We start from the raw sequence: 24,344 nt of genomic DNA on the forward strand, positions 1-24,344 counted from the left end.
TCAGCGCCGTGGGCGCAGCCCACGGGATGGGACGGGTAGGGGCGGCGGGGCGAGGATCACTCGGCCGGAACCACACACGGCCCCTTCATCCACCACTCGGGCAGCATCGCGATGGCCTCGTCCCCGAGCGGATTGACCCCGGGCCCGGCCGCCAGCGAGTGCGCGACCAGCACATGCAGACACTTCACCCGATCCGGCATGCCACCCGCGCTCGGAAACCCGGTCAGCTCCTCGATCTCGTCCCGCCGCCGGATGTAGTCCTCATGCGCGGCCCGATACGCCGCCGCCAGCTCCGGATCGCTCTCCAGCCGGGCCGTCATCTCCTTCATCACGCCCTCGGCCTCCAGCGTCCCGATCGCCGACGCCGCCTTCGGGCACGTCAGGTAGTACAGCGTCGGGAAGGGCGTGCCGTCGGGCAGCCGAGGGGCCGTCTCGACGACGTCCGGCTGCCCGCACGGGCACCGGTGCGCGATCGCGCGCAGCCCGCGCGGGGGCCGCCCGAGCTGCTGCTTGAAGGCCTCGACGTCCGCGTCGGTGGGCTCGGTGCGCGGAGTGGGCGGCGGGGGCGTTTCCATGCCTGTCTTTCTATCGGTTCTCGCCGGCGATCTCAGGATCGGTCCGGGCGATCGGTTCTCACTGGGCGGCGGCGTCGGCCTTGTCGACCCCGTCCCAGAGTTTCGCGTACCAGGGGCTGTCGGCCGCGCTCCGGTCGGTCCGGGACGCCTTGCCCGCGTCCGGGTCGACCACGATGTAACCGGTCTCCCCGGGCATCACATAGTGCAGCCGCTGCCGGATCTGCTGCTCGGCGTACGCGTCGTCCTGCCAGCGTGCCTTGAGGTCGCGCAGCTGCTCGACGCGCTGGGCGGCCTCCTCCTGCTGCCGCTGCGTGTCGGCGATCTCGGCGCGCTGGGAGACGTACTGCCTTATCGGGTAGGCCAGTGCCACGACGAGGGAGCAGAGCACCAGCGCGAGCAGCGCGGCGCGCCCGGTGAGCCTGGAGCGCCGGGCCTGCCGCTTGGTCTGGGAGCGGTAGACGCGGGCCGCCGTCTGCTCGCCGAGCAACCGGATCCTGGTCGCGGTGGAGAAACGGTCCCGGTCCTTCACGGCCATCGGCTCTCCGCCTCCCCTTTCACGTGCGTACGTCCCCGCACACGGTACGGGACCGAGTACGGGGACGTACGTACGACTGGCTAAGGCTTACCCGGCCGGGCGTCAGCCCTTGAAGCGCGGGAAGGCCGAGCGACCCGCGTACACCGCCGCGTCGTCGAGGATCTCCTCGATGCGCAGCAGCTGGTTGTACTTGGCGACGCGCTCGGAGCGGGCCGGGGCGCCGGTCTTGATCTGGCCGCAGTTGGTGGCGACGGCCAGGTCGGCGATGGTGACGTCCTCGGTCTCGCCGGAGCGGTGGGACATCATGCACTTGAAGCCGCTGCGCTGGGCCAGCTCGACGGCGTCCAGGGTCTCGGTCAGCGAGCCGATCTGGTTGACCTTGACCAGCAGGGCGTTGGCGGCGCCGTCGTCGATGCCGCGGGCCAGGCGCTCCGGGTTGGTGACGAACAGGTCGTCGCCGACGATCTGGACCTTGTCGCCGAGCTTGTCGGTGAGGACCTTCCAGCCGGCCCAGTCGTCCTCGAACAGCGGGTCCTCGATGGAGACGAGCGGGTAGGCCGCCACGAGCTCCTCGTAGTACTCCGTCATCTCGGCGGCGGAGCGCTCCTTGCCCTCGAAGAGGTACTTGCCGTCCTTGTAGAACTCGGAGGCGGCGACGTCGAGCGCGAGGGCGATCTGCTCGCCGGGGGCGTAGCCGGCTTCCTTGATGGCCTCGAGGATGAGGTCGAGGGCCTCGCGGTTGGAGCCGAGGTTCGGGGCGAAGCCGCCCTCGTCGCCGAGGCCGGTGGACAGGCCGCGGCCCTTCAGGACCTTCTTGAGGGTGTGGTAGACCTCGGTGCCCCAGCGCAGGGCCTCGGAGAAGGACTCCGCGCCGATCGGGGCGATCATGAACTCCTGGATGTCCACGTTGGAGTCGGCGTGCGAGCCGCCGTTCAGGATGTTCATCATCGGCACCGGCAGCAGGTGCGCGTTCGGGCCGCCCAGGTAGCGGAAGAGCGGGAGGTCGGACGCCTCGGAGGCGGCGTGCGCGACGGCGAGCGAGACGCCGAGGATGGCGTTGGCGCCGAGCGAGCCCTTGTTGTCGGTGGCGTCCAGGTCGAACATCGCCTGGTCGATCAGGCGCTGCTCGGTGGCGTCGTAGCCGACGAGCTCCGGGCCGATCTGCTCGATGACGGCGAGGACGGCCTTCTCGACACCCTTGCCCTGGTAGCGGTTGGGGTCACCGTCACGGAGCTCGATGGCCTCGAAGGCACCGGTCGAGGCGCCGGACGGGACGGCGGCACGACCCGTGCTGCCGTCGTCGAGGCCGACCTCGACCTCGACCGTGGGGTTGCCTCGGGAGTCCAGGATTTCCCGGGCTACGACGACGTCGATGGACGGCACGAGCATCTCCTTCTTCGGATGTGACGCGGGTACGCAGACCGCGGTGGGTACTGCGAGACGAGCCTAACCGGCTCCGGGCGTTCGGCCAGCGGTCGACCGCCCCGTGGACAGAACCGAGAGTAAATTGTTTCCGAACGGAACAAAAATGGTCCGCGTGCGGGCCCGCAGAAGAACCCGCGTGCAAGCCCGCACAAGAAAGAGCCCCGCCCCGGTGCGTACGGGGGAAAACGCACCGAGGCGGGGAGTTCGTGGGGACGGGGGTGGCCCTCACGACGCCTTCACTATGAGGTCCACGGATGTGAAGGCGCTGTGGTTCAACTGTCGGCCGCGTGATGCCGCGGGCCGCCGGTTCGCGGCCCGCCGCGCCGGCTTACTTCAGGTGCAGCTGCTGACCCGGGTAGATCAGGTTCGCGTCCTCGACGATGCCCTTGTTCAGCTGGAAGAGCTTCTCCCAGCCGCCCTTGACGTCGTGGTCCGCGGCGATCGAGCTGAGGGTGTCACCCTTGACGACCTTGTACTCGCCGTCGCCCTTCTTGACCTTCTTGCCGGTCGGGGTGGTGACGGTCTTGGTGCTCTTCTTGGCGGCCGGGCGGTCGGTGGAGCGGGAGGCCGACTGCTGCTCGCTGGAGCGAGTGGTGGTCTCGCCGCTCTGCGAGGAGCCGGCGGAGGAGCCGTTGTAGGCGGCGCTCGACAGGCCGGTGCCGCAGTTCGGCCAGGCGCCCTTGCCCTGGGCCGCGAGGACCTTCTCGGCTATCTCGATCTGCTGGGCCTTGCTGGCCTGGTCGGCGGTGGAGGCGTACGCCGTGCCGCCGTACGCGGCCCAGGTGGAGGCGGAGAACTGCAGACCGCCGTAGTAGCCGTTGCCGGTGTTGATCGACCAGTTGCCGCCGGACTCGCACTGGGCGACGGTGTCCCACTCGGAGGCGGTGGCGGCCGAGGCACTGCCGGCCGCCATCAGCGGGGCGGCGACGGCGGCGGCGCCGGTGACGCCGACGACGGCGATGGCGCGAGCGGCCTTGGACGGACGGCGGTGCTTGCCCTTGCTGGAAAACAGCATGGAAGGATCCCCTCACCGACGCCTACGAGGTGAGCTGTCGGGTTCGGGCCGGTTGAGTTGCCCGGCCGCGCACCGCTGACGCTGGTGCGCGACTTAACCCCAAGCCGAACTCCGGCCGTGCGGCCCCGAAGGGCCTCAACTGCCGGACCCGGCGCTTACCTTGGGTCCCCCGCTCCTGCCTACGGCGCTTGACGCGACGACTGTTCCCGTACGGCCGCCGGCAGGATTCGGCGTGACGGCTGTCGGGGCTCGCTCTGGTGGCGAGCGGTCATGACCGTAGACACGCGATTCGCGGAATTACAAAGACGATCAGGGCATCTGAGATCTATCTCTCACTACCTTTAAAGCGGACATTCCAGGGCGAAACATGACGCGAACTCCCGCTGTTTTTCGCCCTGTTCGACCGTTATTCGACAGGGACGTCCAGGGTCTGACCGGCGAAGATGTGGTTCGCGTCGGCGCCGATGGCCTTCTTGTTCGCGTTGTACAGCGCGCGCCACCCGCCCTGAAGCTCAAGGGAGTCGGCGATGGAGGCGAGAGTGTCGCCGGGGCGGACGCTGTACGAGGCGTGGCGACCGGAGGACTTGACGGCACTGTCGACGGCATCGTCCTCGTCGGCACTGGGACCGCGATGACGCCCGGAGCCGGCCGTCGCGTCGTCGATCGACCCGGTGTCGACGAGACTCCAGGAGCCCGCATCCTGCTCCGAGTTGTCCTGATTGTCACCCTTGGGGGTCTCTATGGGAGAGCTGTCCGGCGACTGTGGAGTCCTTGAGTCGGGTGACGTATCGGACTTCGCGGACTTGTCGACTGAAGAGGACGACGAGGGCGAGGATGATGAATTATCGGGTGATTCGGACGAAGCGCCGGAGGAGCCGCTCAGCAGGTTCGAGGCATCGTCGGACGGGGTCGACGCACCGGAGGAGTCGGATTCGCTCGATGAGTCAGACGAACTCGATGAGCCGGACGAGCCGGACGACTTGGGTGAATCGAGCAAACCGGAGGATCCGGACACCTCGGAGGGTGAGTCCTCCTCCACCCCGGTGTCGAGGTCGACCGAGCCGGACGCCTTGGTGAGTCCGTTGAGCACCGCGCAGGTGCCCCAGGGACTGGTTCCCCGGGCCGCCAGGACGTCCTGCGCCACGGCGATCTGCTGGGAGCGGCTGGCCAGATCGGGAGTGGAGGCGTAGTCGAGACCGCCGTACTTCTCCCAGTCGGCCTGGGTCAACTGGAGTCCGCCATAACGCCCGTTGCCGGTGTCGGCGCTCCAGGAGCCGCCACTCTCACAGTCGGCCACCTTGTCCCACACATTGCCGTCGGCCGCGCTCGCGCCGGTGGCGCCGAGGAGCGGGATGGCGATGGCGGAGCCGGTCACCCCGGCCGCGACAAGGAGAGCCGGAGCCTGACGGGGGCGACGGTGACGACCGTTCCCGGAGAGCATGCGGGTGCCTTTCACGAGACAGCAGTGACTGTGGCGCGTGAAACCTGGGCGCCTCGTTGATCCGTGAACGTATAGGCAGACGATCACTTGTCACAAGTTAATGCCGCGTAGATCACGTGAAGATCACAGACTTGAGCGCGTATCACGTTTGCCGGGGCGGACAGAATCACCCAACTGGGCTGAACTCCACCGGAAGGGTGCGCAGTCCGCGCATGATCAGTCCACCGCGCCATCTCAACTCCCCCGGATCCACCGCGAGTCGGAGGTCCGGGAGTCGGGTGAGGAGCGTGGCCAGGGCGGTCTGGCCCTCCAGGCGGGCGAGCGGGGCGCCGAGGCAGTAGTGGATGCCGTGGCCGTAACCGAGGTGCTGGTTGTCACGGCGGCCGAGGTCCAGGACGTCCGGGTCGCCGAACCGCTCCGGGTCGCGGTCGGCGGCGGCCAGGACGACGAGGACGGGGTCGCCGGGGGCGATGTGCTGTCCGCCGATGGTGAGCGGCTCGGTGGCGAAGCGCCAGGTGGCGAGCTCGACGGGGCCGTCGTAGCGCAGGAGTTCCTCGACGCCGGTTTCGAGCAGGGCGGTGTCGCGGTCGGCCAGGGAGGACTGGAGGCGGGCGCGCTGCTCGGGGTGGGTGAGCAGGGCGTAGGTGCCGTTGCCGATGAGGTTGACGGTTGTCTCGAAACCGGCGAACAGCAGGATGAAGGCCATGGCCGCGGCCTCGTTCTCGGTGAGGTGCTCACCGTGGTCGGAGGCGCGGATGAGGCCCGAGATGAGGTCCTCGCCGGGGTCGGGGGTGGCGGGAAGCGCCTCGCGCTTGCGGTGGATGAGGTCGGCGAGATAGCCGCGCATCTTCTTCACCGACCGCGCGACCCCGCCCCTCGGGCCGCCCTGGTGCCGGATCATCATGCCCGCCCAGTCCCGGAAGTCGTCCTGGTCCTCGCGGGGGACGCCCAGCAGATCGCAGATGGCGTAGATGGGGAGCGGGAAGGCGAACTCGTGGATCAGGTCGGCACTCCCCTTCCGCGCGAACTGGTCGATGAGGTGGTCCGTGAGCTCCTGCACCCTGGGGGTGAACTCGGCGACCCTGCGGGGCGTGAAGGCCTTGGAGACGAGCCGGCGGAGCCTGGTGTGGTCCGGCGGGTCGATGTTGAGCAGATGCGTCATCAGCTCGGCCTTGCGCTCCCCGGGGATACCGGTCTTGCCCTTGGCGTGCGCGGGCTCGTCGTGGTGGGCCGGGTTCTTGGAGAGCCGGGGGTCGGCGAGGGTCTGCTTGGCGTCGGCGTACCGGGTGACCAGCCATGCCTCCACCCCGCTGGGCAGCCGCGTCCTGTGCACCGGGGCGTGCTCACGGAGCCAGGCGTAGGCGGGGTAGGGGTCGGTGGCGAACTCCCAGGTGAAGAGGTCGGGGGCCGCGGGAGTGGGAGTCGGGGGGTGGGGCTGGTTGGTCACTCCTTGACGGTAGCTGGCGGGTCGGGGGGTTCGCCCACGGCCCGGGAAGCTCGGGAAGCTACTGGGCGCCGAGCCCTTCGGCGGCTCGCACCGCGTCCCGGTAGGCCCGTGCCGCCACCCGCAGGGCCGCCTCCGGGTCCACCCCGGCCGCCTCCGCTCTGACCGCCATCGCCAGCAGCTCGTACCCAAGGCCCTCCCCGGCCGGCAGCGGCACCTCCAGGCCCGCCGTCCGCACCCGGGACGCCAGCTTCGCCGCGAGGGCGAGGCCCGGCTGGCCGAGGGGGATGCCCTCCGTCACCGACTCGCGCTGCTTCTCCACCGCCTTGGTGCGCAGCCAGTGCTCCTTGACCTCCTCGGGGGTCGTCGCCGTCTCGTCGCCGAAGACATGGGGGTGGCGGTGGATGAGCTTGGTGACGATGCCGCCGGCCACGTCGTCGATGGAGAAGGGGGAGTCCGGGTCCTCCTCCGCTATACGGGCGTGGAAGACGACCTGGAGGAGGACATCGCCCAGTTCCTCGCGGAGTTCGTCGCGGTCGCCGTCCTCGATCGCCTCGACGAGTTCGTATGCCTCCTCGATGCCGTACTTCGCCAGGCCCTTGTGGGTCTGCTGGGAGGACCAGGGGCACTCGGCGCGGATGCGGTCCATGACCTGGACGAGGTCGAGGAGACGGGCGCCGGGCAGGTCGTAGGAGGCGGGGAGCAGTTCCAGATCGGGCATCTGGACGCGGCCGGTGCCGGCGAGGCGGGCGAGGCCGTCGGTGAGCGCGGGCTCGCCCTCGCCGGTCGCCACGACGACGGCCGTGCGACCGCCGGCGCACGCCTCGATCAGGTCCTGGGCGGTCGGGGCGGCCTCGTCGACGGTGATCCCGGCCTCGCGCAGATACGGCAGCTGCGGATGCGCGCCGTCCGCGCACAGCACACGGTCGGCGGAGTGCAGCGCCTGCCAGGCGGGCCAGGACAACAGGCCGGGGGCGACGCGGTGGCTGGTGGTGAGCAGGACGATGCGGCCGGGGGCGGCGGCTTCGGGACTGGTTGCGTTCACGATCCGAACGTAACCCAAGCGACCGACGACGCCTTGAGTTATCCACAGGCGGGGCGGGGTCTCTGTGGTTGTCCACAGGCTGGGCGAGGTTCCTGTGGTTGTCCACAGGGGGCGGAGCCGGGTCGGTCCGCCGTCACATCGTCTGCTGCGTCCCCGCCGCCGTGACCTCGCGCACCCACGGCGTCTTCGCGTCGGCGCGGCTGCTCTTCTGGACGTCCCAGGTGCCGTAGCGCGGGTTGAGGTCGATGTCGAGCTTCTTGGACGCCCCGGCCAGGGCGTTCCAGAAGGCGGGCTTGCCGGTGTCGGTGCCGAGGCTGGTGGCGAGTTTCTGGGCCTCGAGCTGGAGGCGGAGGTTCTCGTCGAGGCGCTGCGGCGGGATGCCGTACTGCTGGAGCCAGGCGGCTTCCAGGGCCTTGGGGCCGCCGACCTGGTCCTCCAGTTCGCCGCGCATCCCCTGGATCTCCTTGCGGGTGACGGTCACGCCCGCGTCCTGAGCGGCCTTGTGCAGCACCTCGTCGAGGACCATGTTGTGCAGGACGTCGCGCGGAAGGCTGCCGGACTTCGCGATGACCTGCGCATACGCGGCCTCGTCCGGCACGGCCGCGCGCTGTGCCGCGCGGACCTCGCTCACCCTGTTCTCCAGCTGCGAGACGGTGATCCGCTGGCCGCCGACGACGGCGGCCGCACCGGGGTGCGCGTCGGATCCGCAGGCGGTGAGCAGGGGCGCCGCGACGATCGCGGCGGAGAGCAGGAGCGCGGTACGACGACGGCGGTGCAAGGAGACCTCCTGAGGAGTTTGTGCGGCGGTGCACAAAGTCTTGCGGTGATCGATGGTAGGCAGTGGGCAAGCTCTGGCCAACCCATTCGACCAACGATTCGCCAGGACTTCGGGCACCGAAGCACCCCCGCCCGGCCCACTCGCCGCTCTCGGCCGCTCAGCCGGTGATCGCCACCGGTCCGCCCCAGGCGTCGCGGTCCACGGTGATCGTGCAGCCGTCCCGTGTCTGCTTGCCGTTGACCAGAAAAGCTAGCCGCGCACCTGCCCCAGCCACTGCAGGGTCCGCCGCACCTCCGCCGCGACCGGGTGGCCGGGGCCGTGCCGGCGCTCCACGTCGATCAGGAGGCGGGCCAGAGTGTCGTGGGCGGCGGGCCGGTCGCCCACGGCGAGCAGGAGGTGGCCGATGCGGCGGCGGACGTCGTGGGCGAGTTCGGGGTCGCCGGAGACGTACTGGTTCTCGTAGTACGGCAGCAGCGCGCGGTACTGGGCGAGCGCGGCGGCCGGATCGCCGAGCTGTTCCAGGCACTGGGCCACGTCGAAGCGGAAGCGCAGGGCCTGCGGGTCGGCCTGGCCGGCCTCGGCGGCGCGTTCGTCGGCGAGGCGGCGCAGTTCGGGTAGCGCGCGCCGGTACTGGCCGTCGTCCATGAGGGTGGCCGCGTACTGCTTGCGCAGAGTGCGCACGACCGGGGAGTGCTCGCCGTGCTGTTCGGCGGCGGTGGGCAGGATCGCGCCGAGGATGTCGACGGCCTGGGTGATCCGGCCCTCGCCGAGGAGGCGCTTGACCTCGTCCACGGCACGCACGACGTCGGTCTTCTCGATGTCGGGCGTGACGGGGGCGGCGGGGGCGGGCTGGGGCGCGGGGGTGCGGGCGCGGTCCGGCCAGGGGGCGTGCGGGCGCAGGAAGGGGCGGGTGGGGTCGCGAGGCTCTCCGGTGGGCGTGCCGCGCGCGGGCAGCAGCGGCGCCAGGTCCTCGTACACCTCCTGCGCGGAAGCCGGGCGGTGCTGCGCGTCCTTCGCCAGCAGGCGGAGCACCAGGGCTTCGAGCGCCTCCGGGACCTCGGGGCGGACACGGCGCACTGGCAGCGGCGGCTCGTACAGGTGCCGGTGCAGCACACCGAGGGCCGTGGAACCCGAGAACGGCACGTCCCCGCTGAGGAGTTCGTGCAGCAGTACGCCGAGTGCGTACAGGTCGGTGTACGGGCCGACCGCGCCGCCCATCGCCTGCTCGGGGGCCATGTAGGCGGGCGAGCCGATGGGAGTGCCGGTGTGGGTGAGGCGGGTGGTGTCGGCGTCCATGACGGAGGCGACGCCGAGGTCGAGGACGGTGACCGTGCCGTCCTGCTTCACCATCAGGTTGCGTGGCTTGAGGTCGCGGTGGACGATCGGCACGGCGTGCACGGCGCTCAGCACGGCGCACAGTTGCGCGGCGACCGCGACCGCCCACTGCCAGGGGTACGGGTCGTGCTCGGTGAGATGAGCGGAGAGGTCGACGCCGTCGACGTACTGCATGACGAGGAACAGCTCCTCGCCCTCGCTGCCCGCGTCGTGCACCGTGACGAGCCCGGGGTGGTCGACCTGCGCGGTCACCCGGCACTCGCGCTCGAACCGGCGGCGCAGCTCGCCCGCCTCCTGCCCGGCCACCTTGTCGGGGCGCAGCAGCTTCACCGCCACGCGCCGGTCGAGCCGCCGGTCGTAGGCCGTCCAGACCTGTCCCATGCCGCCCTGTCCGATGAGCGTGGACAGTTCATAGCGGCCGGCGACGACGCGTCCTGTCGCCACGGTCACCTTCCGCCCTCGTGGTTGCCGTCCTGCCGGCCGTCGTGCTTGCGCAGGTAGTCACTGAGCTCGTCGAGCTCGGCACGCACCTGGTCGATGCGCGCGGGGGCGGGGCGCTGCGGGGGCGGCGGCACCGGCGTGCGGGGCACCGGCGTGTGGGGTACGGGCGTCTGAGGTATCGGTGTCTGGGGTATCGACGGCGACTGTGGCACCGTCGTGGTGGAGTACGGCGACCGGGACTGCGGATAGCCGTAGGACTGGGGCGGGGGCCGTTGCGCGGAGTAGCCGGTGAAGCGGAGCTGGTGGAAGTGGCGTATGTCCGCGGACAGGTAGTACGCGATCGAGGCCACGAGGCCGCCCAGGACCAGGGCGAGGCCCGTCCAGCCGCCCGCGGTGTGGATCTCGTCGCCCGACTCGGAACCCATCAGATACAGACCGAGGAACTCCACCACGATCGACGCCGCGAACAGACACCAGTCGAGCGCCTTGCGGGTCACGATGGCCAGGCGCAGCATCATCGTCCACATCAGCAGACCGAAGCTCAGCACCGAGATCACGACGAAGACCACGCGCAGGAAGACCAGCCAACCGGTCGGCGGCGGCTGGTTCACCGGCTGCGTGTGGCCGTGGCCTTGCATGGCTGCTCCTGATGCCTGAAGTGGACCTGCGGGGCCGACCGACCCTGCCCGGTGCGGGGCAACCTCGGTCGTGCGATTGTCGCTTCGAGCGTATAGGCCGACACCGACATACGGTCACCGGTTGTACCGAACCCTTGTCGTGCTGATCACTTCGTAAGACGGCGCAGGTCGCGCGGAGGCTCGGCTTCCGGGCCGATCGCGCGCGCCCGCTCCGATTCCGCCCGCCCCGGGCGGCTCAGAGCGGGTGCCGCATCCACACATTGGGCTCGACGTACACGGCATGGTCCCGCTCCGGCTCGCACCGCACCGGCACCAGCGCGCCGGGCACCTCGATCTCACCCGGGGTGTCGAAGGGCAGGCCGGTCCAGCCGCGCCACTGCTCCAGGGAACCGGCGACGGTCATGGAGGCCGGGGCGATGGAGTCGATGGTGGCCCCGGCCCGGGCGTGGACGCGCAGCCACGGGTCGTGGGGCAGACCGTCGGGGCGTACACGACGGGCGTACTCCTCGATGGGGGTGTGCGGTTCGAGGTGCTTGGCGTTGGGGCGGACCGGCGCGACGACCTCGTGGAAGCCGTGCGCGCGGGCGTTGTCGCGCATCGCGGAGAGCATCCGGGCGGACAGGCCGCCGCCCAGTGCGTGCGGGGCGATGACCACGGAGATGGCGCTGACCGTGTCGGGGCGGACGCCGGCGCGCAGGTCGGCGAAGGCCCACACCAGCACCTCGTCCCAGCCCCGGGCGGGCAGCCGGCCGCGGCCCTCCGAGTGCAGGGCGAACGGAACGCTGAAGGCATGGGCCACGACCTCGCCCCGCTCGTCCTCCGCGAACAGCGCGTACTCCGGGAACTCGCGCGGGATCCGGCCGTAGTGGGCGTTGCCCACGGGGTCGTGAAGGACGAACTCCGGCCAGGTGTCCGGCATTTCCAGGACCGGCCCGAGCATCTCCGGGCGTTCGGCGAGGCTCGCCACCTTCAGTTCCATGCCGGCAACCGTAGGCTCGGGCCGACCTCGCCGGAAAGCCTTTTTCGGCCCACGGCTCGGCTCCCGCCCGCGGGGCGGGTCACCTCGCGCACTGGCGCAGCATCATCTCCTTGTCGGCGGTGGTCACGGGCAGTTCGTACTTCAGCGACACCTGGGCGAAGCGCACCGCGTACGAGCAGCGGATCCGCTTGTTCGGGGGCAGCCAGGACGCGGGGCCGGAGTCGCCCTTGGAGCCGTTGGTCGGGCCGTCGACCGGGATGAGGTTGAGGGGATCGTTGGCGATGTCCTGGCGCTTGCCCTTCGGCCAGCGGGAGGCGCCCATCTGCCAGTCGTACGACAGCGGCATGACGTGGTCGATCTGTACCGTCGTGGCGCGGGACTTGGCCCACTCGATCGTCCGGGCGGTGTACGGGTCGTCCAGGGTCATGGACGTCACGACGCAGTCGGAGCCGGAGCGGAAGCGGACGTCCTCGCCGTCGCGCTTGAGTAGGTCGTTGCGGGTGTCGCAGCCGTTGCGGGCGAACGGGATGCCGCCCGGGGCCGAGTCCATCCACGCGTAGCCGAACTCGTCCCGGTCGTAACCCGTCCTGGGGCCACGGCCCTTCGTCTTCACCTTCTCGATGAGCGCCCGTGCCTCTGCCCGGTCGGCGTCCGAGGTGAGGGGCGCGAGCCCCGGTTTCGTGCCGTCGGGGTTGTCCAGTGGGCTCACGGCGCGACCGGATCCGCCGGCCGGGACCGAGCCCGAGGGTTCGTCGTCCACCGGCAGATCGACGTTCTCGCAGCCCGCCAGTACCAGCACCATGCCGAGCATCGCCGCGGCGCTCGCCGCCCCGCCCCTCAGACGCATCACGATGCGTCCCTCCCCTTGCTGCCCGTTCCGCCCCGACATCGGCGGTCTTCCCTGGTACACCGTCGCGCACACGGTAGCGACCCGGCGCACGGCGGCATTCGGGAGGTCCGGGGTGGAGGTCCGGGCAAGGAAGTCCGGGCAAGGAGGTCCAGACAACAACGGGATCAATCGCGCATACTTCGTAACCCGGGCGTATCGTCGGTGGTGAATCACCTCCGGAAGGAGCTCTTGGATGGGCATCTTCGACAGGTTCAAGAACCGCCACGCGCAGGAAAAGGCGCGGGACATGTCCGACACCGCGGAGCGGAAGGTCAACGAGCGGACTGGCAACAAGCACGAGAGCCAGGTCGACGAAGCGCAGCGGCGGATGGAGCGCGAAGCAGGCATGGACCGGGACAGGCCCGAGCAGCCGTAAGGCCGCGGCCCACGCAGGACCACTAGACCACGAGACCCGTCGGGCACGGCGCCGACGCCGGGGTGCGCTTCAACCACCTGAAGAACAGGGGCCGTCCGCGGAGCTGCACCTCCTGCGGGCGGCTTCGCGCTGGCCGGACCGCAGCACGGACCCTCAGAACTTGCTGGCCACAACGCGAAGTTCAATGCACGCCGTCCCCGTGCGCCCGCTCCTCAGACCTTCCCGATCCCCAACGTCGTCTCCGAAGGCAGCAGACCGGAGGACAGCACCGCGACCCAGAACTCGCCGAGCAGTTCCACCAGCCGGTCGGCCTCCTCCACCGTGAGGGACTGCCAGGGCCCGGCGGCGAGTTGGTCGGTGTGGTCCTCGACGCTGCGGCGCAGTTCGCGGCCCGCCTCCGTGGCCGTGCCGTCGGCGTCGACCAGGCCTCGGGCGGCCAGACGGTCGCGCGCGGACGCCCACTCCTCGGGGCTCCAGCCACGGCTTTCGAAGCGCTCGGCGGATGCGGCGCCTATCGCGGCGAACGACACGAGCGACTCGACGGGGTCGAGGCCGGCCACCAGCAGGGCGGCTATGTGACCGTCGCCTCGGTGTTCCCGCAGCAGGGTCGCCGCGTGCCAGAGCTGGAGATGCGGGGCCTGCGGCCAGTCCAGGGTGGCGTTGGCCGCGGCGAGCGGGCGACCCGCGGTGTTCGCCGCCTCGGCCGCGCGGCGTGCGAGGGCCGCCGCCTCCGCCAGCTCGGGACTGTCGATCCGGTCGCCGAATATCACGCGGTAGGCCCGGTCGACCCCGTGCATCCGCGCCTCCAACAGGGCCTCGGGAGTCGCGATTTTCCAAGCGGGGTGGATGTGTTCGGCGACCATTCGTGGGCTGAAGCTGTAGAAGGCGGACGCGACCTGTTCCGCACTCAGCGCCCCCAATGGCGCCGCCCGGTAAGGGAAGTAGCTCGGCCAGCGCTCCTCGGTGGCGTAACCGAGCGCGGCCGCCTCCTCGAAGACCTCCGGCGCGTAATACAGCACCGCATGCAGTGGCTCCAGCAGGTGCCAGAGCTGACGTACCCGACTCGACTCCAGACCGCCGTCTTGCTTCACCATGCCGCTCCCCCTGATTCGAGGTGTCGGAATCTCCCACACCCCCACGCCCACAACTTGACACTGACAAGATTGCCCCACCCCCAAGAACTTGTCAACGCCTAGATGTCAGAAACTTGTCGCCGCCAAGATGGGGCGTACGCTGCTGCCCATGACAGCCGCACAACCGCCGTCCACCCGCCGCCCCTACCACCACGGCGACCTGCGCAGAGCCATCCTCACCGCGGCGCTGGACGTCATCGCCGCCGACGGCCCGTCAGCGCTGAGCCTGCGCGACCTCGCCCGCCGCGCCGGTGTCTCGCACGCGGCGCCGGCCCATCACTTCAAGGACCGCACCGGACTGCTGACGGCGATCGCCGCCGAGGGTTTCGGGCTGCTGGCGACCGCGCTCATCGAGGCCGCGGACCTGAAGGACGCGGGCGTGCGCTACGTCCGCTTCGCACGCGAGCACCCCGCGCACTTCCAGGTGATGTTCACGCCCGAACTGCTGCGCGCCGGCGACCTGGAACTGACCACGGCTCGCGCCCTCGCCGCCGACACCCTGCGCGGGGCCGTCGCCGCCGTACGGCCCGAGGAACTCGGCATCGACAGCCGCCTGGCCGGCGTGGCCGCCTGGTCTCTGGCCCACGGCTTCGCCACGCTGCTCCTCGGCCACAACCTTGACGGCCCGGTCGGCGACGAGGACCCCGAGGAGGTGTTCCGGACACTGGCGGCGATGCTGTTCCGAAGCGAGCCGCCGAGCACGCCGTCGATCTAGGCTCACGCTTGACCTCAAGCCAACTTGAGGTCCCAGAGTGACCCGCATGACCACCGAACCAGCAACAGCCGACGCAGGCGCCGACCTCAAGGCCATCACCGAGCTCGTCGCCACCGTCGAACGCACCCAGCGCGCCAAGGACCCCGACGGCTTCCTCGCCCTCTTCCACCCCGACGCCCTGTGGACCACGGCGCACGGCAAGGTCCTCATCGGTCTCGACGCCATCGCCGAGTTCACCCGTGCCGTGCTGCCGACCGCGACCTGGGACGGCGAGGTCACCTACGAGGTGGCGCACACGAGGTTCCTGCGGCCCGATGTCGCGGCCGTGAAGGTCCGGCAGGTCTACCACTCACCGCAGGGCGACACGGAGGGCGCCCCGCTCTACGTCATGACCAAGCAGGACGACGGAAGGTGGCTCCTGCACGCCTGCCAGAACACCGAGGTGCAGGCCGGCTGACGCCCCCAGGGTGCGCCCAAGGAGCCCAAAAACCCCAAGGCACCCGGGGAACCCAGGAACCCACGAACCCCACGAACTCCAAGGCACCCCGGGACGGAACGCCCAGCTCACGACCCCAGAATCGACGCCAGGAACTCCCCGACCCACCCGAGCAACTCCCGCCCGACCAGCGGCTTTCCGCCCACCTTCGCGGTCTTCGGGCGGGGCACCAGCACCTGGTGCGCCGCGGGCTTGATGACGCTGCCCGGGTACAGGCGCTTGACCCTCAGCTCCTGCGACTCGCGCAACTCCACCGGCGCGAACCGGATGTTGTTGCCCTGCAGGACGATCTCGCCGACGCCGCACGCGCGGGCCAGCATGCGCAGGCCCGCCACCAGGAGGAGGTTCTCCACCGGCTCGGGCAACTTGCCGTAGCGGTCGACGAGTTCCTCGCGTACGGACTTGACGTCCTCCTCCGTGTTGGCGGAGGCGATGGCGCGGTAGGCCTGCAACCTGAGCCGCTCGCCGGGCGCGTAGTCGTGCGGGACGTGGGCGTCGACCGGGAGCTCGATCTTGACCTCCAGCGGCGGCTCCTCCTCGACACCGCCCTCCAGCGAGGCGCGGTAGTCCGCGACCGCCTCGCCGACCATGCGGACGTACAGGTCGAAGCCGACGCCCGCGATATGGCCGGACTGCTCGCCGCCCAGCAGATTGCCGGCGCCTCGGATCTCCAGGTCCTTCATGGCCACGTACATGCCCGCGCCCATCTCCGTGTGCTGGGCGATGGTGGCGAGGCGCTCGTGGGCGGTCTCGGTGAGCGGCTTCTCCGGGGGGTACAGGAAGTAGGCGTAGCCGCGCTCCCTTCCCCGGCCCACCCGGCCGCGCAACTGGTGGAGCTGGGACAGGCCGAAGTTGTCGCCGCGCTCCACGATCAGGGTGTTGGCGTTGGAGATGTCGATGCCGGACTCGACGATCGTGGTCGACACCAGGACGTCGAACTTCTTCTCCCAGAAGTCGACGACGACCTGCTCCAGCGCCCCCTCCGACATCTGGCCGTGCGCCGTCGCGATACGCGCCTCGGGGACGATCTCGCGCAGGCGCGCGGCCGCGCGGTCGATCGACTCCACCCGGTTGTGGATGTAGAAGACCTGGCCCTCACGCAGCAGTTCGCGGCGGATCGCGGCGCCGATCTGCTTCTCCTCGTACGGGCCGACGAAGGTCAGGACCGGGTGGCGCTCCTCGGGCGGGGTCGTGATCGTCGACATCTCCCGGATGCCCGTGACCGCCATCTCCAGGGTCCTCGGGATCGGGGTCGCGGACATCGTCAGGACGTCGACGTTCGCGCGCAGCTTCTTCAGCTGTTCCTTGTGCTCGACGCCGAAGCGCTGTTCCTCGTCGACGATGACCAGGCCCAGGTCCTTGAACTTGGTCTCCGACGAGAACAGCCGGTGCGTGCCGATCACGATGTCCACCGAGCCCTCGCGCAGGCCCTCCAGGACCGCCTTCGCCTCGGTGTCGGTCTGGAAGCGGGACAGGGCCCGGGTGTTCACCGGGAACTGCGAGTAGCGCTCGGAGAACGTCCCGAAGTGCTGCTGCACCAGCAGGGTCGTGGGGACGAGTACGGCCACCTGCTTGCCGTCCTGCACCGCCTTGAACGCGGCTCGCACCGCGATCTCCGTCTTGCCGTAGCCGACGTCGCCGCAGATCAGCCGGTCCATCGGGATCGACTTCTCCATGTCCTCCTTGACCTCGGCGATGGTCGTCAGCTGGTCGGGCGTCTCGGCGTACGGGAAGGCGTCCTCCAGCTCGCGCTGCCAGGGGGTGTCCGCGCCGAAGGCGTGGCCGGGGGCCGCCATACGCGCGCTGTACAGCTTGATCAGGTCGGCCGCGATCTCCTTGACCGCCTTCTTGGCCCGTGCCTTCGTCTTCGTCCAGTCGGCGCCGCCCAGGCGATGCAGCGTGGGCGCCTCGCCACCGACGTACTTGGTGATCTGCTCCAGCTGGTCGGTGGGGATGTACAGCCGGTCGCCGGGCTGGCCGCGCTTGGCGGGGGCGTACTCGACGACGAGGTACTCGCGGGTGGCGCCCTGGACGGTGCGCTGCACCATCTCGATGTAGCGGCCGACGCCGTGCTGCTCGTGGACGATGTAGTCGCCCGTCTCCAGGGTGAGCGGGTCGATGGTCTTGCGGCGGCGGGCCGGCATCCGGGCGCCGTCCTTGCCGGCCGCCTTCTGCCCGGACAGGTCGGTCTCGGTCAGGACGGCCAGCTTGAGCGCCGGGTCGACGAAGCCGTAGTCGATCGAGCCGCAGGCGACATGGACGACGGACGGGGAGATCTCCCCCAGGTCGGCCTCCAGGCGCGCCGCGACGCCCTCGCTGCCGAGCACCTCGACCGTGCGGGCCGCCGGGCCGTGGGCCTCGGTCACGAAGACCGTGCGCCAGCCGTCGGCGAGCCAGCCCTTGGTGTCGGCCAGGGCCTTCGCGGTGTCGCCGCGGTACGACTCGGGCGCGTGCATGCCGAGCTTGAGGGTGTCGGCGTCGAGTTCGTCGTCGGCCGCGAAGGGCGAGACCGACCACCACATCATGTCCAGCTCGCGCGCGCGGTCGCGGACGTCGGCGATGGACCACAGGGAGGCCGCGCCGACGTCGATGGGCGCGTCGCCGCCGCCGGCCGTGGCGGCCCAGGACGCCTGGAGGAACTCCTGCGAGGTCGCCACGAGGTCGGCGGCACGCGTGCGGACCCGTTCCGGATCGCATACGACCGTCATGGCGCCCTTGGGCAGGACGTCGAGCAGCAGCTCCATGTCGTCGACGAGGACCGGCGCCAGGGACTCCATGCCCTCGACCGCGATGCCCTCGGCGATCTTGCCGAGCAGTTCGCCGAGCTCGGGGTGCTCCTCGGCGAGGGCACGCGCGCGTGCCCGTACGTCGTCGGTGAGCAGCAGCTCTCGGCACGGAGCGGCCCACAGGCCGTGCTCGGCGACTTCCAGGGAGCGCTGGTCGGCGACCTTGAAGTAGCGGATCTCCTCGACGTCGTCGCCCCAGAACTCGATGCGCAGAGGGTGTTCCTCGGTGGGCGGGAAGACGTCCAGGATGCCGCCTCGTACGGCGAACTCGCCGCGCTTCTCGACGAGCTCCACGCGCGCGTACGCGGCGGCCGCGAGGGCCTCCACGATCGCGTTCAGGTCGGCGGTCTGGCCGGTCCTCAGTGCCACCGGTTCCAGGTCGCCGAGGCCCTTGACCTGCGGCTGGAGCACGGAGCGCACCGGTGCCACCACCACGGAGACGGGGCCCGTCTCGGGGTCGTCGCCGCTGGGGTGGGCGAGGCGGCGGAGCACGGCGAGGCGGCGGCCCACGGTGTCGCTGCGGGGGCTGAGGCGCTCGTGCGGGAGGGTCTCCCAGGACGGGTACTCCACGACGCCCTGCGAGGGGAGGAGGGAGCGCAGGGCCGCCGCCAGGTCCTCGGCCTCGCGGCCCGTCGCCGTCACCGCGAGGAGCGGGCGGTCGGCCTCGCGGGCGAGGGCGGCGATGGCGAACGGGCGGGCCGCCGGGGGGCCGACCAGGTCGACGTGCATGCGGTTGCCGTCCGCGGCCGCCGTGATCGCTTCCGCGAGGGCGGTGTCCTTGACTACGGCGTCGAGCAGACCGTGCAGACTCATGGAGGGCGCTTTCCGTCCAGGGGTGGGCAACACGAACGGCCCGACACGTGTGACGAACCGGGTGTTCCAGCGTACGTCGCCGGGCGGGCGGGCGCCGGGGGCTGTGGATAACGTGCGTTCTCCGGTACCGGGCGCAGCACAACGCCGGCGAGTGAAGGCCAGGGGTGTACACCGCGTAAGGTCCCCTCATGTCCACCCCCGCCGCGTCCACCCCCACGGACACTTCCCCGGACCCCCACATACCGGCGCCCACACCGAGCGACCCGGATCGCACCCACCCCGACCCGGCCCCGCGAGACCCCTGGCTCCTCGCTGTCGCACTCTTCGTGGGCTATGCCATCGTCTCCGTGGGCCGTTACCGGCATCTGGGCCAGCGTTCGTGGGATCTCGGCATCTTCGAGCAGGTCATCCGGTCGTACGCGCATCTGCAGGCGCCGATCGCGGACCTGAAGGGGCCCGGGTTCAACATCCTCGGCGATCACTTCAGTCCGGTGACCGCCCTCCTCGCGCCGCTCTACCGGGTCTTCCCCTCGCCGGTCACCCTGCTCGTCGCGCAGGCCGCGCTCTTCGCGCTCTCCGCGGTCCCCGTCGCACGCGCCGCGGCCCGGCTGCTCGGGCGGCAGCGGGGGCTGGCGATCGGCGTCGCGTACGGGCTGTCGTGGGGGCTCCAGCAGGCCGTCGACTTCGACTTCCACGAGATCTGCTTCGCCGTGCCGCTGATCGCCTTCTCCCTTGAGGCGCTTCTCGCGCGGCGGTGGCGGGCCGCGCTGCTGTGGGCCGTGCCGCTCGTCCTCGTCAAGGAGGACCTGGGGTTCACCCTCACCGGCGTCGCGCTGGTCGTCGCCTGGCGGGCCCGCCAGGACTCGCCGCGCGCGTCCCGGTACGCGATCGCCGTCGCCGTCCTCGGTGTGGTGGCCCTGGCGGTGACGCTCCTGGTGGTCATACCGGGCTTCAACTCCGCGGGCACCTACGACTACTGGAACAAGGTGAACGAGTCGGGCGGCGGCGGGCCCCTCGACGGCCTCGACACCAAGCTCCGTACGCTCGCCTGGCTTCTGATACCCACCACCGGACTGCTCGCCCTGCGGTCCCCGATCCTGCTCGTCGCCCTGCCCACCATCGGCTGGCGTTTCGTCTCCTCCTATCCGCAGTACTGGGGGACGGACTGGCACTACAACGCCGTCCTGATGCCGGTCGTCACCCTCGCGCTCGTCGACGCCCTCGCGATCAGCCGGCACAGCACGCGCGCGTGGCTGCGGTCGTACGTCCATCACCTGCCCGCCGCCGTCGCGGCCGCCTCGCTCGCGCTGACCACCTCGCTGCCGCTGTCCGCGCTGGCCGAGAGCGAGATCTACCGCAAGCCCGCGCGCGTGAGCGCGATAGAGCGCCTCCTCGCCGAGGTTCCCGACGGTGCCTCCGTCGAGGCGAACATCGCCCCGATCAGCCGGCTGACCGCACGCTGCCGGGTCTTCTGGGTCAGCAACACCCGTGGCGTCGACCCGGACTTCATCGCCCTCGACAACTCCCGCAAGCGCTACCGCGACGTCGAGGCCTATGCCCGGACCCTGCACCCCGACGCCCGGTACGGCGTCAAGGGCACCGCCTACGGAGTCGTACTGCTGGAACGCCGTACGGGATAGCGACGGCCGCCGCCGAAAAGACAGCGGGCCCGGTCCGGAAGGCGGCACCTTCCGGACCGGGCCCGTCCCCCGCAACCCCCGTCTGCGGTGGTCATTGGGTCGGCCGACCGCTCGGCTACTCGGTCGCGATCGCGTTCAGTACGTTCATCCGGCCCGCCCGGAACGCCGGGATCAGTGCCGCGAACAGCCCCACGAACGCCGAGCCGATGAAGACCCCGATGATCGTCGGCCACGGGATCTCCAGGACGTTCAGGCCCTCCAGAGCAAGCAGCTTCTGGGCCGTCGCGCCCCAGCCCATGCCGAGCCCCAGGCCGAGCAGGGCACCGAACAGGGCGATCACCACCGACTCCATGCGGATCATGCGGCGCAGCTGACGGCGGGAGAGACCGATCGCGCGCAGCAGGCCGATCTCCCTCGTCCGCTCGACCACCGACAGCGCCAGGGTGTTCACCACGCCCAGGACCGCCACGATGATCGCCAGGGCCAGCAGGCCGTAGACCATGTTCAGGAGCTGGCCGACCTGGTCCTTCAGCTCCTCCTTGTAGTCGGTCTGGTCGCGGACCTGGTACTGCGGATAGTCGTCGAGCGACTTCTTCAGGGCCGCGTACGCCGCCTCCTCCTGGCCGTCCTTGGCCTTGCCGAACATGATCACGTTCTGCGGGATCCGGTCGGCGGGAAGGTACTTCTGCAGGGTCTCGATGCTCGTGTAGCGGGCGCCCTGGTCGATGGAGGTGTCGTCGTCCATGATGGCGGCGACCTTCAGCTTCGCCGTCTCGCCGCCCTTGAAGGCGACGGAGATGGTGTCGCCGACGCGCACCCCGTGCTTCTTGGCGTAGTCCGAGCCGACCGACATGGCGTCCTTGCCGTAGGCGGCGGACAGGGTGCCCTGCGTGGTCGTACGGCGCAGGTCCTCGGCGTACGTCGGGTCGGCGGCCGTGATCCCGCTGTCGTCGGTCTTGCCGTCCGGCGAGGTCAGGGTGGCGTCGACGTCCTTGTAGCGGGTGACGTGGGCCAGCCCCGGCGTCCGCTGCATGGCCTTCTCGGCCTGCGGCACGATCTCCTGCTGCTGGCTCATGACGATGAAGTCCGCGCCCACCGACTTGTCCAGCTCGCTCGTCGCCGAGGCGACCATTGAGGAGCCGACCACCGACAGACAGGCCACCAGCGCGAGGCCGATCATCAGGGCGGCGCCCGTGGCGCCGGTACGGCGCGGGTTGCGCAGGGCGTTGCGCTCGGCCATGCGGCCCACGGGTCCGAAGGCCCGCAGCAGCACCGCGCTGATCACCCGGACCACCCCGCCCGCGAGGAGCGGGCCGATGATCACGAAGCCGATCAGGGACAGCACCACGCCGCCGCCCAGCATCACCGCCCCGTCGCTCGCCTTGTCGGCGGTGGCGGCCGCGTACAGGGCGTAGACGCCACCGCCGGTCAGCAGCAGCCCGATCAGGCCGCGTACCCAGCCCGCCTTGCCGTCGGCCGGGGTGCCGGCGTCGCGCAGGGCGGCCATCGGGGAGACCTTGCCGGCCCGGCGGGCCGGGAGGTAGGCGGCCAGCACCGTCACCACCACGCCGAGGATCAGGCCGACGACCGGGGTCGTCACCTTCACCGTCAGGTCGTCGGTGGAGAGGTTCATGCCGGCCATCGACATGAGCTTCATCAGGCCGATCGCGATACCGACACCGGCACCCACGCCCAGCACGGATCCGACGAAGCCGAGCAGCAGCGCCTCCACCAGCACCGACCGGTTGACCTGCCGGCGCGAGGAGCCGATCGCCCGCATCAGGCCGATCTCGCGGGTGCGCTGGGCGACCAGCATCGAGAAGGTGTTGATGATCAGGAAGATGCCGACCAGGAACGCGATCCCGGCGAAGCCGAGCATGGCGTACTTGATGACGTTCATGAACGCGCCGACGTCCTTGCGGTTCTCGTCGGTGCTCTCCTTGGCCGTCTGGATCTTGTACGTGCCGTCCAGTGCCTGTGTGATGTCCTGCTTGAGCGTCGCGTCCGTGACGCCGGCCGCCGCCGTGACGGAGACCTGCGTGAAGCGGCCGGTGGCGCCGAGCAGGGCGCGCTGCGCGGTCTCGGTGTCGAAGTAGACGGCGGCCGCGCCCGGGTTGGTCACCTTCCAGGAGGCGATGCCGACGATGCGCGCGCGGATGTCGCCGGTGGCGGCGATGGTGCGAAGTTCGTCGCCGAGCTTCAGGTCGTGCTTGTCGGCGGTGTCCGCGTCGACCATGACCTCGGTGGGCCCGCGCGGGGCGTGCCCGGAGGTGATCTCCATGGACTTCTTGTCGCTCTCGGTCCAGTTGCCGGCGAAGGTGGGCGCGCCGGTGGAGGAACCCATGTTCTTGTTCTCGGAGTTGACGACGGTCACGCTCGTCGAGGCGACCGCGCCCTCCGCCTTCTCGACGCCGTCCACGGCCGCGACCTGCTCGACGGTCGAGGCGGGCAGCGAGGCCGGCCGGCCCGTACCGCCGCCGTCGTCCTCGTCCTTGGCGTCCTTGGGGCTGACGGTGACGTCGGACGAGGTGACGGCGAAGAGCTTGTCGAAGGTGGTGTTCATCGTGTCGGTGAAGACAAGAGTCCCTGAGACAAAGGCCACCGACAGCAGGACGGCCACGGCCGACAGGGCCATACGCCCCTTGTGCGCGAAGAAGTTGCGCATGGAGGTCTTCAGGACGGTCATGACGTACGTCCCCGGGCGTCGAAGTCCTTCATGCGGTCCAGGACGGCGTCGGCGGTCGGCTTGTACATCTCGTCGACGATGCGGCCGTCGGCGAGGTACAGCACCCGGTCCGCGTACGAGGCGGCGACCGGGTCGTGCGTGACCATCACGATGGTCTGCCCGAGTTCGTCCACCGACCGCCGCAGAAAGCCGAGGACCTCGGCGCCCGCGCGCGAGTCGAGGTTTCCGGTCGGCTCGTCACCGAAGATGATCTCCGGCCGCGCGGCCAGGGCGCGGGCCACGGCGACGCGCTGCTGCTGGCCGCCGGAGAGCTGGGTGGGCCGGTGCTTGAGCCGGTCGGAAAGTCCAACTGTGTCGACCACGCGCCCGAGCCACTGCCTGTCCGGCTTACGGCCGGCTATGTCCATGGGCAGCGTGATGTTCTCGATCGCGTTGAGCGTCGGCAGCAGGTTGAACGCCTGGAAGATGAAGCCGATCCGGTCCCGGCGCAACTGCGTGAGCTTCTTGTCCTTCAGCCCGGTGATCTCGGTGTCGTCGAGGAAGATCTGGCCGCTGGTGACGGTGTCGAGTCCGGCGAGGCAGTGCATCAGGGTGGACTTGCCGGACCCCGAGGGACCCATGATCGCGGTGAACTGCCCCCGCGCGATGTCCACATCCACCTGGTCCAGGGCCACGACCCGGGTCTCCCCCGACCCGTACGCCTTGACGACCTGCCGCGCCCGCGCGGCAACGGCCGTACGCCCTCCAGTACCCCCGTGCCTGGGAATGGTCACAGCCGATGTCACGGTATGTCTCCTAAGTCGGTCAGCAGGTCGGTGTCGAAAACCGCTACGACGGTCAGTCTCGTGGTGGGAGAGGGTCCGGCGCGCTGGTGCCGGGCCCCGTCTTGTGCGGGGGAAAACCCCACCCCCGCAGGTTCGGAAAGCCACCCCCCAGCGGCGTAAAGCCAGGTTAAGGACGGCTCCCCCACCGTCTCGTCCTCCGGTGGTACCAACCCTCCCCGAGACCTGGTACGGAGATCCCCCTAGGGGCTGTCCACCCTTTGGTGGAGCGCGCGTCGGGGTTGTCTCCGCCCTTGGACGCATCGAGCCTCCACCCTCCCGTGGCGTCAGGTTCAAGTGGGAAGCTGTTCGGCGGCAGATAGGTGCAAGGGGAAAGC

General features: G+C 70.3%; 20 protein-coding genes and 1 riboswitch. Of the genes, 4 read left to right on the plus strand and 16 right to left on the minus strand.

What is annotated here, in order from left to right; genetic code table 11:
- Positions 1-56: 56 nt before the first annotated feature.
- From ACZ7NC_RS05305 to ACZ7NC_RS05360, 12 genes are all read right to left on the minus strand, one after another.
- The gene (locus ACZ7NC_RS05305) at positions 57-575 is read right to left on the minus strand and encodes a DUF501 domain-containing protein (protein WP_471485066.1); all 519 of its coding nucleotides are present in this window, start codon (positions 573-575) and stop codon (positions 57-59) included.
- 58 nt (positions 576-633) lie between these two features.
- Positions 634-1,110: an FtsB family cell division protein gene (locus ACZ7NC_RS05310; protein ID WP_471485068.1), complete on the minus strand. Its 477-nt coding sequence runs from the start codon at positions 1,108-1,110 to the stop codon at positions 634-636.
- A 102-nt stretch (positions 1,111-1,212) separates the two neighbouring features.
- Positions 1,213-2,499 (minus strand): phosphopyruvate hydratase, encoded by a 1,287-nt coding sequence (gene eno / locus ACZ7NC_RS05315; protein WP_147999705.1) that lies wholly within the window; start codon positions 2,497-2,499, stop codon positions 1,213-1,215.
- Positions 2,500-2,863: 364 nt separating this feature from the next.
- A complete protein-coding gene (locus ACZ7NC_RS05320) occupies positions 2,864-3,550 on the minus strand; it encodes a transglycosylase family protein (protein ID WP_471485069.1) in 687 nt (228 codons plus the stop codon).
- 4 nt (positions 3,551-3,554) lie between these two features.
- A riboswitch (cyclic di-AMP (ydaO/yuaA leader) is annotated at positions 3,555-3,747 on the minus strand.
- Between the two features lie 209 nt (positions 3,748-3,956).
- Positions 3,957-4,991, minus strand: coding sequence for a transglycosylase family protein (locus ACZ7NC_RS05325; RefSeq protein WP_471485070.1), 1,035 nt, complete (start codon positions 4,989-4,991; stop codon positions 3,957-3,959).
- A gap of 166 nt (positions 4,992-5,157) precedes the next feature.
- Complete coding sequence (locus tag ACZ7NC_RS05330; RefSeq protein ID WP_471485072.1) at positions 5,158-6,438, minus strand: cytochrome P450 family protein; 1,281 nt, start codon at positions 6,436-6,438, stop codon at positions 5,158-5,160.
- 58 nt (positions 6,439-6,496) lie between these two features.
- Complete coding sequence (locus ACZ7NC_RS05335; RefSeq protein WP_471485074.1) at positions 6,497-7,480, minus strand: nucleoside triphosphate pyrophosphohydrolase; 984 nt, start codon at positions 7,478-7,480, stop codon at positions 6,497-6,499.
- Positions 7,481-7,613: 133 nt separating this feature from the next.
- Positions 7,614-8,258, minus strand: a complete 645-nt coding sequence (locus ACZ7NC_RS05340) for a SurA N-terminal domain-containing protein (RefSeq protein WP_471485076.1) — start codon at positions 8,256-8,258, stop codon at positions 7,614-7,616.
- A 249-nt stretch (positions 8,259-8,507) separates the two neighbouring features.
- Entirely contained in the window at positions 8,508-10,001 is a 1,494-nt protein-coding gene (locus ACZ7NC_RS05345; RefSeq protein ID WP_471485378.1) for a protein kinase domain-containing protein, read from the minus strand.
- Between the two features lie 38 nt (positions 10,002-10,039).
- Positions 10,040-10,672 (minus strand): hypothetical protein, encoded by a 633-nt coding sequence (locus ACZ7NC_RS05350; RefSeq protein ID WP_471485078.1) that lies wholly within the window; start codon positions 10,670-10,672, stop codon positions 10,040-10,042.
- Between the two features lie 235 nt (positions 10,673-10,907).
- On the minus strand, positions 10,908-11,651 hold the full coding sequence (locus tag ACZ7NC_RS05355) for an N-acetyltransferase (RefSeq protein ID WP_471485080.1): 744 nt from the start codon (positions 11,649-11,651) through the stop codon (positions 10,908-10,910).
- 79 nt (positions 11,652-11,730) lie between these two features.
- A complete protein-coding gene (locus ACZ7NC_RS05360; RefSeq protein WP_471485380.1) occupies positions 11,731-12,498 on the minus strand; it encodes an HNH endonuclease family protein in 768 nt (255 codons plus the stop codon).
- Between the two features lie 235 nt (positions 12,499-12,733).
- Between ACZ7NC_RS05360 and ACZ7NC_RS05365 the strand changes: the two genes are divergently transcribed.
- Positions 12,734-12,916 (plus strand): Rv0909 family putative TA system antitoxin, encoded by a 183-nt coding sequence (locus ACZ7NC_RS05365; RefSeq protein WP_471485081.1) that lies wholly within the window; start codon positions 12,734-12,736, stop codon positions 12,914-12,916.
- A 212-nt stretch (positions 12,917-13,128) separates the two neighbouring features.
- Here the strand turns inward: ACZ7NC_RS05365 and ACZ7NC_RS05370 are convergent, their stop codons facing one another.
- Positions 13,129-14,010, minus strand: coding sequence for an SCO6745 family protein (locus ACZ7NC_RS05370; protein ID WP_471485083.1), 882 nt, complete (start codon positions 14,008-14,010; stop codon positions 13,129-13,131).
- A gap of 148 nt (positions 14,011-14,158) precedes the next feature.
- Here ACZ7NC_RS05370 and ACZ7NC_RS05375 point away from each other — a divergent pair, with 148 nt between their 5' ends.
- Both ACZ7NC_RS05375 and ACZ7NC_RS05380 read left to right on the plus strand, forming a co-directional pair.
- Positions 14,159-14,764 (plus strand): TetR/AcrR family transcriptional regulator, encoded by a 606-nt coding sequence (locus ACZ7NC_RS05375; protein WP_471485085.1) that lies wholly within the window; start codon positions 14,159-14,161, stop codon positions 14,762-14,764.
- Positions 14,765-14,810: 46 nt separating this feature from the next.
- Complete coding sequence (locus tag ACZ7NC_RS05380; protein ID WP_471485086.1) at positions 14,811-15,221, plus strand: SgcJ/EcaC family oxidoreductase; 411 nt, start codon at positions 14,811-14,813, stop codon at positions 15,219-15,221.
- Between the two features lie 107 nt (positions 15,222-15,328).
- On the opposite strand, the gene mfd is transcribed toward ACZ7NC_RS05380, so the two are convergent.
- Positions 15,329-18,859 carry a transcription-repair coupling factor gene (mfd, locus tag ACZ7NC_RS05385; RefSeq protein ID WP_471485087.1) on the minus strand — a complete coding sequence of 1,177 codons (3,531 nt, stop codon included), beginning with the start codon at positions 18,857-18,859 and terminating at the stop codon, positions 15,329-15,331.
- 188 nt (positions 18,860-19,047) lie between these two features.
- Here mfd and ACZ7NC_RS05390 point away from each other — a divergent pair, with 188 nt between their 5' ends.
- On the plus strand, positions 19,048-20,499 hold the full coding sequence (locus ACZ7NC_RS05390; RefSeq protein ID WP_471485089.1) for a DUF2079 domain-containing protein: 1,452 nt from the start codon (positions 19,048-19,050) through the stop codon (positions 20,497-20,499).
- 115 nt (positions 20,500-20,614) lie between these two features.
- Here ACZ7NC_RS05390 and ACZ7NC_RS05395 read toward each other — a convergent pair whose 3' ends face one another.
- Entirely contained in the window at positions 20,615-23,185 is a 2,571-nt protein-coding gene (locus ACZ7NC_RS05395) for an ABC transporter permease (RefSeq protein WP_471485090.1), read from the minus strand.
- Positions 23,182-23,970 (minus strand): ABC transporter ATP-binding protein, encoded by a 789-nt coding sequence (locus ACZ7NC_RS05400; RefSeq protein WP_471485091.1) that lies wholly within the window; start codon positions 23,968-23,970, stop codon positions 23,182-23,184. The genes ACZ7NC_RS05395 and ACZ7NC_RS05400 overlap by 4 nt, the downstream gene beginning before the upstream one ends.
- Positions 23,971-24,344 lie beyond the last annotated feature (374 nt).

Source organism: Streptomyces sp. NPDC111802 (genome assembly GCF_055634335.1).

Bases quoted from the DNA above. Each gene is read 5' to 3' on its own strand.
- ACZ7NC_RS05350 (WP_471485078.1), bottom strand. From the start codon at position 10,672: ATGCAAGGCCACGGCCACACGCAGCCGGTGAACCAGCCGCCGCCGACC.
- ACZ7NC_RS05375 (WP_471485085.1), top strand. From the start codon at position 14,159: ATGACAGCCGCACAACCGCCGTCCACCCGCCGCCCCTACCACCACGGC.
- mfd (WP_471485087.1), bottom strand. From the start codon at position 18,859: ATGAGTCTGCACGGTCTGCTCGACGCCGTAGTCAAGGACACCGCCCTC.
- ACZ7NC_RS05360 (WP_471485380.1), bottom strand. From the start codon at position 12,498: ATGCGTCTGAGGGGCGGGGCGGCGAGCGCCGCGGCGATGCTCGGCATG.
- eno (WP_147999705.1), bottom strand. From the start codon at position 2,499: ATGCTCGTGCCGTCCATCGACGTCGTCGTAGCCCGGGAAATCCTGGAC.
- ACZ7NC_RS05325 (WP_471485070.1), bottom strand. From the start codon at position 4,991: ATGCTCTCCGGGAACGGTCGTCACCGTCGCCCCCGTCAGGCTCCGGCT.
- ACZ7NC_RS05395 (WP_471485090.1), bottom strand. From the start codon at position 23,185: ATGACCGTCCTGAAGACCTCCATGCGCAACTTCTTCGCGCACAAGGGG.
- ACZ7NC_RS05365 (WP_471485081.1), top strand. From the start codon at position 12,734: ATGGGCATCTTCGACAGGTTCAAGAACCGCCACGCGCAGGAAAAGGCG.
- ACZ7NC_RS05320 (WP_471485069.1), bottom strand. From the start codon at position 3,550: ATGCTGTTTTCCAGCAAGGGCAAGCACCGCCGTCCGTCCAAGGCCGCT.
- ACZ7NC_RS05310 (WP_471485068.1), bottom strand. From the start codon at position 1,110: ATGGCCGTGAAGGACCGGGACCGTTTCTCCACCGCGACCAGGATCCGG.
- ACZ7NC_RS05390 (WP_471485089.1), top strand. From the start codon at position 19,048: ATGTCCACCCCCGCCGCGTCCACCCCCACGGACACTTCCCCGGACCCC.
- ACZ7NC_RS05370 (WP_471485083.1), bottom strand. From the start codon at position 14,010: ATGGTGAAGCAAGACGGCGGTCTGGAGTCGAGTCGGGTACGTCAGCTC.
- ACZ7NC_RS05305 (WP_471485066.1), bottom strand. From the start codon at position 575: ATGGAAACGCCCCCGCCGCCCACTCCGCGCACCGAGCCCACCGACGCG.
- ACZ7NC_RS05355 (WP_471485080.1), bottom strand. From the start codon at position 11,651: ATGGAACTGAAGGTGGCGAGCCTCGCCGAACGCCCGGAGATGCTCGGG.
- ACZ7NC_RS05380 (WP_471485086.1), top strand. From the start codon at position 14,811: ATGACCACCGAACCAGCAACAGCCGACGCAGGCGCCGACCTCAAGGCC.